Source organism: Chromatocurvus halotolerans (assembly GCF_004340525.1).
Classification (GTDB): Bacteria; Pseudomonadota; Gammaproteobacteria; order Pseudomonadales; family Halieaceae; genus Chromatocurvus; species Chromatocurvus halotolerans.
In genome coordinates this window covers 40,036-53,509 of record NZ_SLWX01000004.1, presented here as the reverse complement: position 1 = coordinate 53,509, position 13,474 = coordinate 40,036, and the positions used below count along the sequence as shown (strand labels likewise).

General features: G+C 63.5%; 16 protein-coding genes. All 16 read left to right on the top strand.

Annotated elements, in window-relative coordinates:
* Nucleotides 1-88 precede the first annotated feature (88 nt).
* The 16 genes from fliJ to EV688_RS05830 all read left to right on the top strand — a co-directional run bounded on the left by fliJ (nt 89) and on the right by EV688_RS05830 (nt 13,469).
* The gene (gene fliJ, locus EV688_RS05905) at nt 89-538 is read left to right on the top strand and encodes a flagellar export protein FliJ (protein WP_117314843.1); all 450 of its coding nucleotides are present in this window, start codon (nt 89-91) and stop codon (nt 536-538) included.
* A 125-nt stretch (nt 539-663) separates the two neighbouring features.
* A complete protein-coding gene (locus EV688_RS05900) occupies nt 664-1,698 on the top strand; it encodes a flagellar hook-length control protein FliK (RefSeq protein ID WP_131917566.1) in 1,035 nt (344 codons plus the stop codon).
* Between the two features lie 229 nt (nt 1,699-1,927).
* The gene (locus tag EV688_RS05895) at nt 1,928-2,458 is read left to right on the top strand and encodes a flagellar basal body-associated FliL family protein (RefSeq protein WP_162883779.1); all 531 of its coding nucleotides are present in this window, start codon (nt 1,928-1,930) and stop codon (nt 2,456-2,458) included.
* Between the two features lie 12 nt (nt 2,459-2,470).
* Nucleotides 2,471-3,454, top strand: a complete 984-nt coding sequence (gene fliM / locus EV688_RS05890) for a flagellar motor switch protein FliM (protein ID WP_117314840.1) — start codon at nt 2,471-2,473, stop codon at nt 3,452-3,454.
* A gap of 19 nt (nt 3,455-3,473) precedes the next feature.
* Nucleotides 3,474-3,839: a flagellar motor switch protein FliN gene (gene fliN, locus EV688_RS05885; protein WP_240624213.1), complete on the top strand. Its 366-nt coding sequence runs from the start codon at nt 3,474-3,476 to the stop codon at nt 3,837-3,839.
* Nucleotides 3,836-4,252, top strand: a complete 417-nt coding sequence (fliO, locus tag EV688_RS05880) for a flagellar biosynthetic protein FliO (RefSeq protein WP_117314839.1) — start codon at nt 3,836-3,838, stop codon at nt 4,250-4,252. The genes fliN and fliO overlap by 4 nt, the downstream gene beginning before the upstream one ends.
* Nucleotides 4,253-5,005, top strand: coding sequence for a flagellar type III secretion system pore protein FliP (gene fliP, locus EV688_RS05875; RefSeq protein ID WP_117314838.1), 753 nt, complete (start codon nt 4,253-4,255; stop codon nt 5,003-5,005).
* A gap of 1 nt (nt 5,006) precedes the next feature.
* On the top strand, nt 5,007-5,282 hold the full coding sequence (gene fliQ / locus EV688_RS05870; RefSeq protein WP_117314837.1) for a flagellar biosynthesis protein FliQ: 276 nt from the start codon (nt 5,007-5,009) through the stop codon (nt 5,280-5,282).
* Nucleotides 5,279-6,067 carry a flagellar biosynthetic protein FliR gene (gene fliR, locus EV688_RS05865; protein ID WP_117314836.1) on the top strand — a complete coding sequence of 263 codons (789 nt, stop codon included), beginning with the start codon at nt 5,279-5,281 and terminating at the stop codon, nt 6,065-6,067. Before fliQ ends, fliR begins: the two co-directional genes overlap by 4 nt.
* Nucleotides 6,068-6,088: 21 nt before the next feature.
* Nucleotides 6,089-7,222, top strand: a complete 1,134-nt coding sequence (gene flhB, locus EV688_RS05860; protein ID WP_117314835.1) for a flagellar biosynthesis protein FlhB — start codon at nt 6,089-6,091, stop codon at nt 7,220-7,222.
* A gap of 131 nt (nt 7,223-7,353) precedes the next feature.
* The gene (gene flhA / locus EV688_RS05855; RefSeq protein ID WP_117315225.1) at nt 7,354-9,378 is read left to right on the top strand and encodes a flagellar biosynthesis protein FlhA; all 2,025 of its coding nucleotides are present in this window, start codon (nt 7,354-7,356) and stop codon (nt 9,376-9,378) included.
* 27 nt (nt 9,379-9,405) lie between these two features.
* Nucleotides 9,406-10,707 carry a flagellar biosynthesis GTPase FlhF gene (flhF, locus tag EV688_RS05850; RefSeq protein ID WP_117314834.1) on the top strand — a complete coding sequence of 434 codons (1,302 nt, stop codon included), beginning with the start codon at nt 9,406-9,408 and terminating at the stop codon, nt 10,705-10,707.
* Nucleotides 10,694-11,560, top strand: coding sequence for a MinD/ParA family protein (locus tag EV688_RS05845; protein WP_117314833.1), 867 nt, complete (start codon nt 10,694-10,696; stop codon nt 11,558-11,560). The genes flhF and EV688_RS05845 overlap by 14 nt, the downstream gene beginning before the upstream one ends.
* Nucleotides 11,557-12,291: an RNA polymerase sigma factor FliA gene (locus tag EV688_RS05840; RefSeq protein WP_117314832.1), complete on the top strand. Its 735-nt coding sequence runs from the start codon at nt 11,557-11,559 to the stop codon at nt 12,289-12,291. The genes EV688_RS05845 and EV688_RS05840 overlap by 4 nt, the downstream gene beginning before the upstream one ends.
* A 51-nt stretch (nt 12,292-12,342) precedes the next feature.
* A complete protein-coding gene (gene cheY / locus EV688_RS05835; RefSeq protein ID WP_117314831.1) occupies nt 12,343-12,735 on the top strand; it encodes a chemotaxis response regulator CheY in 393 nt (130 codons plus the stop codon).
* Nucleotides 12,732-13,469, top strand: a complete 738-nt coding sequence (locus EV688_RS05830; RefSeq protein WP_117314830.1) for a protein phosphatase CheZ — start codon at nt 12,732-12,734, stop codon at nt 13,467-13,469. The genes cheY and EV688_RS05830 overlap by 4 nt, the downstream gene beginning before the upstream one ends.
* Nucleotides 13,470-13,474: the final 5 nt, after the last annotated feature.

Below are 13,474 nucleotides of genomic sequence, written 5' to 3'. Positions count from 1 at the left end.
CCATGCGCTAGACTGTCAGCCGAGTCGCCTGACAGTGCAGGTATCGGGACGGGTGACCGCGTCGGGTTCGGACAACAGGAGTTGAGGGTTGAGCACAAAACGCTCGGATCGGTTGAAACGTGTTGCTGAGCATTTCGGCGGGGATCGCGACCTCGCCTCGCGCAGGCTTGGCGAACTGCGTGTCGCCATGGACCAGGCCGACGAGCGCCTGCGGGATCTGCGCAGCTACCTCGATGGCTATCACGCCGAGTTCGATCAGGTTCGCCGCGCGGGAACCAGCGCGGCAACGCTGCAGAATTACAGGGCCTTCCTTACGCAGCTCCAGGGCGCCCTGGAACAGCAGCAGAGGCACGTGGAAAATGCCCGGGCCGCTTTCGAGCGCCAGAAAGACGTGTGGTACCAGGCCCGCACCCAGGTCCGCGCCATTGAGCAGGCCGCAGAGCGCAAGGTCGAGGTCGAGCGCAGGGTGCTGGACCGGGCGGAGCAGCGGCAGCTGGATGAGCTGTCGCTGCAGCGCTTTCTCGGTAGCCGACGGTGATACCGCCGCTAAGTTCTTCGCCCGGCGCTGGGCCGGCACCCGCACGCCTGGCCCCGGCAGAGCCGTCTGGGGCCGGTGCGGAGCACTCGCCCCTGGCGCTGGTGTTTGGTGAGCTGTTGAGCGCCATGAGTACTGGCGAGATGCCGTCTGAGAGGCTGCCTGGGTTCGACCTCTCCACGGCGGAGGAGCTGCCCGGGTTCGACCTTGCCACCGCGGAGGAGCTGCCCGGGGTCGACCTTGCCACCGCGGAGGCGGCGGCCTCATCGGGCCGGGAAGGCGCACCGGAAACCCTGTCCGCCGCTATTTTGACCCTGCTTGCCGGTCTGGACCCCGACCTCACCGCCCTGCCTCACCCACTGCAGCAGGGAGAGGGGGGCAGCGCCCCGACCAACGATCTCCGGCAGTGGTTGCTGCAGCAACGGCTGCCGGCGAGCGAGGCTGCCAGTATGGCCGAGGAGCTGGCAGATGAGGCGGCGGGACAGTCGCCGACGCTGATTGCCGGTTTCGACAGCCGTCTGGCCGCTTCCGAGACAGCAGGGCTGGCGCCGGTGTCGACGTCTGCGGCCGGCGGCGCCCCCCCGGGCCTGCTCGACGCCTTGCAGAGCCTGGCCACGGCCGGCCAGCCGCCGGCGGGCACCGACGCCCAGGCCGGCAGTGCGCTTGCCGGGGGAATGCAGGCCTCCGTCCCTGAGCGGCAGCTGGATGTCGCGGCAAGTCGCCTGCCCCAGCCAGCGCCGCTGCCGCAGCAGGAGTTTCGCGCCACCGTCTCCCAGACGCTGGAGCAGGTGGCCTGGATGAGCCGGGAAGGTGTGCACCAGGCGCGGCTGCAGCTGGAGCCTGCCCATCTGGGCCGGGTGGATATCTGGCTGGATCTCGAGGCTGGCGAGGCCAGGCTGCATCTTGGTGCCCAGCAGGCGCAGGTCCGGGAGGCCCTTGAAGCGGTGTTGCCGCGTCTTCGCGATGCCCTCGCCGAGCAGGGCATGACCCTGACGGACGCCTCGGTGTCGCATTCGGGTCGCGACGATGCCTCGGGCGAATCCGGTCGCGGCGATCGCGCCGGGTCATCGGCCGGGTTTGCGGAGGATGCCGTCGCAGCGGATGAAGCAGCCTCCCCGCTGCACGACCTGTCCGCTTCAGGGCTGCTCGACATTTACGCCTGACGCCGCGGCCGTTACCATCACTCCTCCTGACGCGTCAGGCGCTTGTCGCCGCGGGCATCGTATTCTCATCACAAAGTCAAAAAGCTGACGCTTGACGCGCGGTTCAGTGTACGTGCGTGCCCGATACCCGCGGATTGCGCGACATTCGCGTATGGCACTTCCTGGCATGCCCCTTGCAGGCTAGCGTTTGCAGGGGCTCTTTTTTCATACCCTCAAGGAAATGACATCCATGGCTGACAACGAAATTGATGCAGTGACACCCGGTTCCGGGGCTTCGAAGAACAGCGGTCCCGGCATGGGCAAGCTGCTTGTGGTCAGTCTGCTGGCGAGCCTTGTCATGTCCGGCGGCGTCGGCGCAGGCCTGTATTTCGTGCTGCAGCCGCAGATAGCGGCCCAGCAGGCCGGCGATCCCGATGCCCCGGAAGCCCCCCAGAAGTCCAAGAAACCGCCCATCTATTTTTCGCTGGACGAGCCTTTCATCGTTAATCTGTCAAGCCAGGGCACGCGATTTCTGCAGGTGACCGTAGAGATCATGGCCCGCGAGGACGCGGTCATCGAGGCTGTGCAGAAACATCGGCCGCTGCTGCGCAACAACCTGCTGCTGTTGTTTTCCGCCCAGACCCCGTCATCCATCGGCAGTCCAGAGGGCAAGGAGGAGCTTCGTCGCTCTGCGTTATCAGAACTGCAGTCAATCCTCACCAACCTGGGAGAGCCGGCGGAGGTGGAGGATCTTTACTTCACGTCTCTGGTCGTGCAGTAGGGCAGCGGCCACATGAGCCAGGAAGACATCCTCAGCCAGGACGAGATCGATGCGCTGCTTTACGGGGTCGACTCTGGCGATGTGGAGAGCGGCAACGGCACCGCGGTAGAAGGCGAGGTCCAGTCTTTCGATCTCTCGAGTCAGGACCGGATCGTCCGCGGTCGCCTGCCGACGCTGGAAATGATCAACGAGCGCTTTGCCCGCTATCTGCGCCTCGGCATGTTCAACATGCTGCGCCGGACTGCGGAGATCTCGGTGGTCGGTGTCGACATGGTCAAGTTCCAGGACTACATGCGCACACTGCCGCTACCGACCAGCCTGAACATCATCTCTGTGCCGCCGCTGCGCGGAACCAATCTTCTGGTGCTGGATGCGCGGCTCATATTCGCAGTGGTGGACAGCTACTTTGGTGGCGACGGCAGCTTTTATGCCCGCATCGAAGGCCGCGAGTTCACCCCTGTGGAGACGCGCATCATCGAGCGGCTGCGCACGCAGATCTTCGGCGACCTGAAGGAAGCCTGGAAGCCCGTGATGGATATCGACTTTGATTTCCTCAGCATGGAGATCAACCCCCAGTTCGCGAATATCGTCAGTCCCTCAGAACTGGTGGTGGTCAGCCGCTTCGAGGTCGAGCTTGAGGGCGCCACCGGCGAGGTCCACTTCACTATTCCCTACTCCGCCATCGAGCCGATCCGCGAGGCGCTGGATTCCGGGATGGCCTCGGACCGCATGGAGAAGGACGAGCGCTGGATGAATGCGCTGCGCGAGGAAATTCGCGATGCCACCATGGATCTCAGCGTGGTGCTGTGTCGCAAGCGCATCACGCTCCGTGACCTGGTGCGCATCCGCCCCGGCGATGTGATTCCGGTGGACATGCCGGACCATGCGACCGTGCTGCTGGAGGGAGTGCCCTGCTTCGAGGGCAGTGTTGGCCTGTCGCGGAACAAGTACGCGGTGAAGATTGCCAGACGGCTCAGCCGTGGTAACAACCAATGACACAGATCGGGAGACTGCGGTGACCGCCGACGACGAGAATCAGATGGACGCACAGGAAGACCAGGCCGGCCCGGAAAAGGCCAGCTTTGACAGTTTTGAGCGCAGCGAGCCGCCGGCGCAGGGCGATGTCAACCTTGACCTCATCGTCGATGTTCCGGTGACGTTGTCCATGGAGGTGGGCCGCACCGCTATCAGCATCCGCAACCTGCTGCAGCTCAACCAGGGCTCGGTCGTGGAACTGGACCGGGTGGCCGGCGAACCGCTGGACGTCTTCGTGAACGGCACGCTTGTCGCGCACGGCGAAGTGGTGGTGGTGAATGAAAAGTTCGGCATCCGGCTCACGGACGTGATCAGTCCATCTGAGCGGATCAAGAAGCTGCAATGAACCGCTCCTACCTGCCGCTGCCCTGCCTGTCGCTGGCGCTCGCCGGTGTGTCTTTGCCGCTGCTGGCGGCGGAGGTGCCCGCGGTCGATTCCGCTGCCAACCTGGGGAGGACGATGCTGGGCCTGGGCGTTGTGATTGCGCTGGTGTTCGGGCTGGCCTGGGTGGCGCGCCGGGTGTCGTCGATGCGCGCCCTTTCGGGGAGCGGCGGCGGACCGATACAGGTGGTCGGGCAGCTGGCGCTCGGCACCCGGGAGCGACTTCTGCTGGTCGAGGTGGACGGCAAGCGGGTATTGCTCGGGGTGGTTCCGGGCGCGATTACCCGGCTGGATGCGGGCGATTCCGCCCTGGGAGAGGGGTTTTCATCGCGCCTGTCAGCGGCGCAGAAAGATGCCGCCAGACGGAGCGCTAGCTGAATGCGCCTGCTGATTGCGGTACTGCTGGTGCTGCTCCCGGCGCTCGCCCAGGCGCAGGGGGCCGGCGAGCTGGAGCTGCTGAAAGTCACGCCGGCAGAGGACGGCAGCCAGACCTGGAGCCTGACCATACAGGTGCTGGCGCTGATGACGGTATTGACGCTGCTGCCGTCAATTCTGCTGATGTTTACCTCGTTCACCCGCATTATTGTCGTACTGGCCATTCTGCGCCAGGCGCTGGGCACGGGCACCACGCCGTCCAACCAGGTGCTGATCGGCCTCGCCCTGTTCCTCACCCTGTTCATCATGATGCCGGTGCTCACGGAGCTTTACGAGGGCGCGGTGGAGCCCTATCTCAACGAGGAAATGGCGCTGACGGAGGCGCTGCAAAATGGCGTGGAGCCCCTGCACCGCTTCATGCGGCACCAGGTGCGCGAGAGCGACCTCGCCCTGTTCGCGTCGCTCGGCGGCTACGACGAGGGCTTCAACGAACCCGCTGACGTTCCGCTGACGGTGTTGATACCGGCGTTTCTCACCAGTGAACTGAAGACCGCGTTCCAGATCGGGTTCCTGATTTTCATTCCTTTCGTAATTATCGACCTGGCGGTGGCCAGCGTGCTCATGTCCATGGGCATGATCATGCTGTCACCGATGGTTGTGTCGCTGCCGTTCAAGCTCATGCTGTTCGTGCTGATTGATGGCTGGGGGCTGATCATGGGTACACTGGCCGCCAGCTTCTACACGGGAGTAGTCTGACGTGTCGCCGGATATGGTAGTAGAGATCGGTCGGCAGTCGCTGTGGGTGATCGCACTGCTGGTCGGGCCGCTGCTGATTTCGGCGCTGGCGGCGGGCCTGCTGATCGGCATGTTCCAGGCCGCTACATCGATTCAGGAAATGACGCTGAGCTTCATTCCCAAGCTGATCGTGCTGGCCATCGCGCTGATGTTTGCCGGTTCCTGGATGCTGGACCTTATCGTCACTTTCTCGCGGGATCTGATCCAGAGTATCCCGGAGCTGATCGGCCTGCCATGACGCCATTCGCTGTGGATGAGGCGGCCGTGCTGGAGTGGCTGGGTCAGTTTCTCTGGGCGCTGTTTCGCATCGCGGCAATGTTCATGGTGGTACCGCTGTTCGGTACCCGCTCGGTCCCGGTGCGGATCCGCATGGCGCTGGCCCTGGCCTTTGCGCTGGCACTGTTCCCTGTACTGCCGGATCCTCCCGGCGTAGACCTGTTCTCGCCCTCGGCGGTGGTGCTGGTGCTCCAGCAGGTGATGATTGGGATTGCGATGGGCTTCATCATCCAGCTGGTATTCGACGCCATCGTCATCGGTATACAGACGGTGTCGATGAGCATGGGCCTGGGTTTCGCCATCTTCATCGACCGGCAGAACGGGGTACAGGTGCCGGTGCTGAGCCAGTTCCACCTGATTATTGCCATGCTGCTTTTCCTGTCTCTCGACGGGCACCTGATGCTGGTTCAGCTGCTGGCGGAGAGCTTCCAAATTGTGCCGGTGGATGCCGGCGGTTTTGGCGCAGAGGCCTTCTGGTTGGTGGCTTCCTGGGGTAGCACTCTGTTTCTCGGTGCTCTCAAAGTGGCCCTGCCAGCGGCGACGGCCCTGCTCATTACCAACGTGGCTATCGGCGTGGTCAGCCGCGCGGCGCCGACCCTGAACCTGTTCGCGATTGGCCTGCCTATGACCATGCTGGTGGGATTCGTGGTGCTGTTCCTTACCTTGCCTACCTTGCAGCAGACCCTGTTGTTCCTGCTGGAGGAGGCCCTGGTCAGCATAGACCGGCTGTTGCTGCTGGCGAGCTGAGCGTGAGCGCGAGGACCATCCATGGCTGAAGAGCGCGATGACAATCAGGAGCGAACTGAGGAGCCGACCCCGAAACGATTGCAGGAAAGTCGCGACGAGGGGCAGGTACCGCGGTCGCGTGAACTGACCATGACCCTGGTCATGCTGGTGGGGTCGGGAACGCTGTTGCTGGGAGGACGTTGGTTTGCCGAGCGCTTCGAGGCGCTGATCGCCGCCGGTTTCACGATAGAGCGCGAGTCAGCGTTCGACGATGGTTTTATGATGCGTCAGCTAGTGGATCTGGCCGTAGAGGCTTTCCTGATATTCGGTCCACTGCTGCTGGCGCTGCTGGTGGCCGCGCTGCTGGCACCTGCGTTGCTAGGAGGCTGGTTGTTCAGTCGCAAGGCGATCGCGCCAAAGTTCAGCCGTCTCGATCCGATCAAGGGCCTGAAGCGCGTTTTCGGTACCCAGGGTCTCATGGAGCTACTCAAGGCCATGGGCAAATTTCTGGTGGTGGGAGCGGCCGCCGGGTTTTTCCTCTGGCTGATCATGGACCGCTTCCTGTCGCTGTCCCGGCTGCCGATTCTGCCTGCCATTGCTGAAAGTATCTGGTTGACCGGGCTGGCCCTGTTCGTGACCAGTGCGGCGCTGATCGTGATTGCCGCGATCGATGTGCCGTTCCAGTTGGCCACGCATTACAAGCAAATCCGCATGACCCGTCAGGAAGTGCGCGATGAGTTGAAGCAGACGGAGGGCAGGCCCGAGGTGAAAGGGCGTATCCGCAGCTTGCAGCAGGAAATGTCGAGCCGGCGCATGATGAATGCGGTGCCCGATGCGGATATCGTCATCACCAACCCCACCCACTTCGCAGTGGCGCTGCGTTTTGACGCGACGACAATGGCCGCGCCAGAGGTGGTGGCCAAGGGCTCCGAGCTGGTGGCGCTGGCCATTCGCCGAGTAGCCGAGGAATCCGGCGTTTCCCTGCTCGAGGCGCCGCCGCTGGCTCGCGCGCTGTACCGAAGCGTGGATATCGGCCAGGCCATTCCGGCGGATCTGTACGTTGCCGTGGCGGAGGTTCTGGCGTGGCTTCATCAGGTGCGCACCCGGCCACCGCATGCGCCAACGCCGCCAGCACCGAATCCCGAGGTCGGTGACGCGGATCCCGGCACGGCCTGAGTCGTTGGCTCAATAATTGCTTTACCCTCAGGGAACTTCTCTGACGGTGCCGATTCGTGCTCGATAGTGTCAAATTGCCGGCGTTTTTCCAGCGCTCCAGCCTGATTGGTATTGGCGGCCCACTACTGGTCATGCTGGTTCTGGCCATGGTGGTGCTGCCGTTGCCTGCAGCGATACTGGATATTCTGTTCACGTTCAACATTACGCTGTCCATCGCGGTGATTCTCAGCGTTATCTATATTCGCAAGCCACTCGAGTTCGGTGTTTTTCCCACGGTTCTGCTGCTGTCCACCCTGCTGCGCCTGGCGCTCAACATCGCATCTACCCGGGTCGTGCTGCTGGAAGGCCACACGGGAGGCGATGCCGCCGGCAAGGTCATCCAGGCCTTCGGCGAGTTCGTGATCGGCGGCAACTACGCCGTGGGCCTGGTGGTGTTTGCCATCCTCGTCATCATCAATTTTGTCGTGGTCACCAAGGGCGCCACCCGGGTGTCCGAGGTAACGGCCCGCTTCACCCTGGATGCCATGCCCGGCAAGCAGATGGCGATCGACGCCGATGTCAACGCCGGTCTCATCGACCAGGAGGAGGCCGGCGCCCGACGTGAGGAGATTCGCCAGGAGGCGGACTTCTACGGCGCCATGGATGGTGCCAGCAAGTTTGTCCGCGGTGACGCCGTGGCCGGCATCATCATTCTGGTGATCAATATTGTTGGCGGCCTTCTCATCGGCACCCTGCAGCGCGACATGAGCTTCGGCGCCGCTGTCGAGCGTTACGCCCTGCTGACAGTAGGTGACGGCCTGGTGGCCCAGATTCCTGCACTGCTGCTGTCGACGGCGGTCGCCATGATCGTGACTCGCATGTCGCGCTCCCAGGACATGGGCCAGGAGCTGTTCCAGCAGGTCTTCGGCCAGCCGCGCGTACTGACCTTCACCGCCGCCGTTCTTGGCCTGATGGGGATGATTCCGGGCATGCCGAATGTGGCGTTCCTGCTGCTGGCCGCGGTGGCGGGCTCGGCGGCCTGGCTGCTGCACAAGCGCCGCGAGGAAGTGGCGGCGGCCGTGCAGCAGGAGCAGCAGCGGGAGCCGCCGGTACAGCCGGAAGCGCCGCGGGAACTCGACTGGGGCGACATTGCGCAGGTCGACCCGGTGGGCCTGGAGGTGGGCTACCGGCTGGTGCCGCTGGTGGATCGGGCACAGGGCGGCGAACTGATGGGGCGCATCAAGGGCGTGCGCAAAAAACTCTCCCAGTCACTGGGTTTCCTGATATCCGCGGTGCATATCCGGGACAATCTTGAGCTCGCCCCGAACCAGTACCGGATTTCCATTTTCGGGGTGCCCTGTGCCGAGGCCGAGGTGCGGCCGGACCGGGAGCTGGCGATCAACCCCGGCGGCGTCAGCGGCACGGTGCAGGGGCAGGAGGCGGTGGATCCGGCTTTCGGCATGCCCGCGGTGTGGATCGATCCCGCGTCCCGCGAGCACGCCCAGACCATGGGCTATACCGTTGCCGATTCGGCAACGGTGATTGCCACGCACCTGAGCCAGACCCTGAAAAAACACGCCCACGAGTTGCTCGGTCACCAGGAGGTGCAGAACCTGCTCGATCAGCTGGCCAAGTCGGCGCCCAAGCTGGTGGAGGACCTGACGCCGAAGACCCTGCCGCTGTCGGTGATTGTCCGCGTGCTGCAGCAGCTGCTGGCGGAGCAGGTACCTATCCGCAACTTCCGCGGTATCTGCGAGGCGCTGGCCGAGCACGGTGCTCGCAGTCAGGATATTGACACCCTGCTTGGCGCCGTAAGGGTCGCGCTGGGACGACAGATCGTCCAGGAGCTGAACGGCATGGCCGAGGAGTTGCCGGTGGTGACGCTGGCGCCTGATCTCGAGAGCCTGCTGGTGCAGCTCACGCAGCAGGGCTCCGCGGCGCTGGAGCCCGGGCTCGCGGAGCGCATCCAGGAGTCGCTGCAGGCCGCAACCCGCGACCAGGAAATGCGGGGCGAGCCCGCCGTATTGTTGGTGCCTGGCGAAATACGGCCGATGCTGGCGCGGTTTGCGCGCCAGGGCGTGCCGGGTCTGCACGTGCTGGCACACAGTGAAATTCCAGAAGACAAGCAGTTGCGATTGGTTCAGTCGGTTGCCCGTAACACGACCCAGGCAGCCTGATCAGGATTTGAAAGGGGAGTAACACGCATGCAAATCAAGCGCTATGTGGCCGAGGATATGCGCCAGGCGTTAAAGCAGGTCAGGGATGAGCAGGGACCCGATGCCGTCATCCTGTCGAGCCGTCAGATTCCCGACGGCCTGGAGGTGGTGGCCGCGGTCGACTACGACGAAACACTGATCGATCCGTCGCTGCAGGGCGCAGGCGCGGCAACGACGTCCCGACCCCGATCGCCCCTGTCCAGCGCGCGACCCGCGTCGGCACGCGCGCAGACGGCCGATGCCGGTCGTCGGGCGTCGGCCCATGCCGAGCCGGTCCCATCTGCTGCGCCACGGTCGCCGCTCAGGCCGGCATCCCGGCCGGCGTCGATGCGCAATGACGTGGCTGCGCCGGAGGAATCCCTGTCTGGCATGCGCGACGAAATCAAGGCGTTGCGCCGCATGCTGGAGTGCCAGCTCTCCAGCCTTGCCTGGAACGATTTCTCCCGGCAGAGTCCGGTACGTGCCGACCTGCTGCGCAATCTCCTGCAGCTGGGCCTGCCATCCCCGCTGGCGCAGGATATCACCGCCCGGGTGCCCGCCGACGAGCGCGATCCCGCTCGCGCCTGGCGACAGGCGCTGACGGACTTTGCCCACATGGTGGCGGTGGAGCCGGAGGATCCGTTGATGCAGGGTGGCGTCATGGTCCTGGTAGGGCCCACGGGTGTCGGCAAGACAACGGCGATCGCGCGTTTTGCTGCTCACTATGCCGAGGTTCACGGTTCCGAGCACGTGGCGATGATCAGCACTGACAACAGCCGTCCGGGCGCGCAGGAGTGCCTTTTTTCGGCCGGACGGCTGTTGAATATCCCCGTGTATCAGGCAAATACAGCCGCGGAAGTGCAGGAACGCCTGAACCGGCTGGCGCATGTTCGCGTGGTATTGGTGGATACCGCGGGTGCTGCGCGGGATGACCATGACCTGGGGCAGAGCGCAGGCCTTGGACGCCCGGATGGCCGCATTGTGACCCGTTACCTGGTTCTGGCGGCAAATGCACAAATTCAGGCGCTGGAAGAGGCCGTGATGTTGTACAGTAGACAGTCGCTGAACGGAATTATCGCGACCAAGCTGGATGAAACCGCCAGTCTGGGTGGACTGCTGAGTGTTGTCGCCCTGAGCGGCTTGCCACTGGTCCGGGTTTCGGACAGCGCCGATCTGTCGCGGCCACTGCGAACGCTCAGCAGTCGCAGGCTGGTGAAGCGAGGCGTATCGTTGATGCGGGAGTCGCCGCGGCGTATGGACAAGGAGTCTGTGGCCCAGCACATTGGAGAGATGCACTATGCGCTCGGATAACCGCCCGGAAATCTGCGCCGCGAGTCCAGGAGCGTCAGGTTCCGGACACCCCGGCCTGGTCATCGCGGTCGCCAGCGGCAAGGGCGGCGTCGGCAAGACCAATGTGTCGGTCAACCTGGCGGTGGCCCTGGCCATGAAAGGCCGCAAGACCTGGATCATGGATGCGGACCTTGGGCTCGCCAATGTCGATGTGCTGCTCGGCCTGAGCCCCAAACGCAATCTGTCGCACGTGCTGCAGGGGGAATGCGACCTGAAGGATATCGTGCTGGAGGGACCACAGGGCGTCAAAGTGGTGCCGGCTTCCTCCGGCATCCAGAGAATGGCCGAGCTCACCAGAACCGAATCCAGCGGCATCATTCATGCCTTCTCCGAAATGGCGACAGACATCGATGTGCTGATCGTCGATACCGCCGCCGGCATCAGCAGTTCGGTGTCCATGTTTGCCGCCGCCGCGCATCAGGTGCTGGTTGTGGTGTGCAACGAGCCGGCGTCCATCACCGACGCCTATGCCATGGTGAAAGTGCTGTCGCGCGACCACGGCATACGTGAGGTCCAGGTGTTGTCGAATATGGTGCGCAGCCAGCTGGAGGGACGGGATCTCTACCAGAAGATTGCACGGGTGACCGATCGCTACCTCGATGTCACAGCGCGCTACGCCGGCTTTGTTCCCCACGACGATTTCCTGCGCCGCGCCCTGCAGCGGCAGGAGCCGGTGGTGACAGCCTATCCTGCCTGCCGGGCGACAGAAGCATTCAAGAAACTGGCCGGCGTGGCCGATACATGGATAGGAGCCCCGGGAGGCAACGGGCAGGTGGAGTTCTTCCTTGAGCGGGCGCTGGGTATCGCGCAATGAGTGTAGACTCCCGAGCCTCATCCCGGGCGGCGGAGTACACGGCGGTTCGCGAGCTGTCGGCGGACGCGCTGGTGGAAAAGTACGCCCAGCTGGTCAGGCGCATTGCCTACCACCTGGGTGGACGTCTGCCCGACAGTGTGGATGTCAATGACCTGATGCAGGCAGGCATGCTGGGCCTGATGGAGGCAGCGAAAAAATATGCGGGTGATCGGGGAGCCAATTTCGAGACCTATGCGGGTATCCGCATCCGCGGCGCCATGCTCGACGAATTGCGGCGCATGGACTGGATTCCCCGCTCGGTACACCGCAGGGTACGGAGCATGATAGAGGCCATGCGCATTGTAGAGGGACGCAACGGTGGCAAGGCGAGCGATGCCGAAGTGGCCGCTGAAATGAACGTGTCACTGGCGGAGTATCACGACATTGCCCGCGAGGCATCGCACTCCAGAATGTTCAGCGTAGAGGAGCTTTCGGGGGACGATAACGACCTGCGTGGGGTCAACGAGAATATCGCGTCTCCCGAGGAGGCGCTGGAGCAGGACTCGATCACCGCGTTGATCGCCAGCAGCGTAGAGAGCCTGCCGGAACGCGAGCGTCTCATTATCAGCCTGTATTATACGGATGAACTGAACATGCGGGAAATTGGAGAGGTGCTGGGCGTCAGCGAATCGCGCGTCTGCCAGCTGCACGGTCAGGCCCTTGCGAGAATACGGGCGCGATCGTCGTTTTAATCAACCCGAGGCTGCGGTGTCGGGCGTGGACTGAATCATGGAGTAACGCTTTTGAACAAGGATATGCAGATTCTGGTGGTGGATGATTTCTCCACGATGCGGCGAATTGTCAAGAACCAGCTCAGAGAGCTGGGCTTCAGCAACATGCGCGAGGCCGATGATGGCTCTGCGGCGCTGGACGTCCTGAAATCCACGCACATCGATTTCGTCGTGACAGACTGGAACATGCCCGGCATGGCGGGCATCGATCTGCTCAAGGCGATTCGCGCGGACGACAGGTTCAAGCACCTGCCGGTTCTCATGGTGACCGCAGAAGCGAAGCGGGAGCAGATCATTGAAGCCGCACAGTCCGGTGTCAATGGGTATGTCGTGAAACCGTTTACCGCGGCGGCGCTCAAGGAAAAGATCGACCGTATCTTCGAACGCATAGAGCAGGGCTCATGACCGACTCCAGCAAGGCCGCCAGCGGCCACGATGATGGGGCCGCGCAGAAGGCGCCGGCAGACTATATCGAGGCGCTTGAGGCCCTGCTCGACGCGGCCAGGCGCGATGACGCGCCCCGTTTCACTGCCCTGCTCGATGACCTGGCGGCGGCGCGTGAGCAGACACTGTTCCAGGATGTCGGCAGGCTCACGCGACAGCTGCACGAGGCCCTGACCAGCTTCCAGGTCGACTCGCGGGTTGCGGATTTTGCGAGTGATGAATTTCCGGACGCGCGGCACCGGCTGGATCAGGTCATTACCATTACCGAGCAGTCGGCGCACAAGACCATGGATCTGGTCGAGGACATGCTGCCCCGGGCAGAGGCGCTGATTGACCGCGCCACGTCACTGGGTGGGTCGTTCGATAACGCCGGCGTTGCCAGTGGCAGCGCCGCTCCCGAGCTCGCGACTTTCGTCAACGATGTCGGCGAGCAGGTTTCCAGTATCCGCTCCGGCTTGTCGGAAGTGATCATTTCGCAGAACTATCAGGACCTCGCCGGACAGGAAATCCGCAAAGTGATCCGGCTGGTGACGGAAGTGGAAGAAACTCTGATCAACATGATCCGGGTTGCCGGCAAGGGGGACATGCTGACCGAGCGCAGGCGAGCGGGAGCGTCCGCAACCCTGCCGGAAGGCGAGCAGCGGATTACCAGTCAGGACGAGGCTGACGAACTGCTATCCAGCTTGGGATTCTGACGGAG

Excerpts from the sequence above, each read along its gene's own strand:
- EV688_RS05900 (WP_131917566.1), top strand. The coding sequence starts at position 664 with ATGAGTACTGGCGAGATGCCGTCTGAGAGGCTGCCTGGGTTCGACCTC.
- EV688_RS05895 (WP_162883779.1), top strand. The coding sequence starts at position 1,928 with ATGGCTGACAACGAAATTGATGCAGTGACACCCGGTTCCGGGGCTTCG.
- fliM (WP_117314840.1), top strand. The coding sequence starts at position 2,471 with ATGAGCCAGGAAGACATCCTCAGCCAGGACGAGATCGATGCGCTGCTT.
- fliO (WP_117314839.1), top strand. The coding sequence starts at position 3,836 with ATGAACCGCTCCTACCTGCCGCTGCCCTGCCTGTCGCTGGCGCTCGCC.
- fliP (WP_117314838.1), top strand. The coding sequence starts at position 4,253 with ATGCGCCTGCTGATTGCGGTACTGCTGGTGCTGCTCCCGGCGCTCGCC.
- fliR (WP_117314836.1), top strand. The coding sequence starts at position 5,279 with ATGACGCCATTCGCTGTGGATGAGGCGGCCGTGCTGGAGTGGCTGGGT.
- flhB (WP_117314835.1), top strand. The coding sequence starts at position 6,089 with ATGGCTGAAGAGCGCGATGACAATCAGGAGCGAACTGAGGAGCCGACC.
- flhA (WP_117315225.1), top strand. The coding sequence starts at position 7,354 with ATGCTGGTTCTGGCCATGGTGGTGCTGCCGTTGCCTGCAGCGATACTG.
- flhF (WP_117314834.1), top strand. The coding sequence starts at position 9,406 with ATGCAAATCAAGCGCTATGTGGCCGAGGATATGCGCCAGGCGTTAAAG.
- EV688_RS05845 (WP_117314833.1), top strand. The coding sequence starts at position 10,694 with ATGCGCTCGGATAACCGCCCGGAAATCTGCGCCGCGAGTCCAGGAGCG.
- EV688_RS05840 (WP_117314832.1), top strand. The coding sequence starts at position 11,557 with ATGAGTGTAGACTCCCGAGCCTCATCCCGGGCGGCGGAGTACACGGCG.
- EV688_RS05830 (WP_117314830.1), top strand. The coding sequence starts at position 12,732 with ATGACCGACTCCAGCAAGGCCGCCAGCGGCCACGATGATGGGGCCGCG.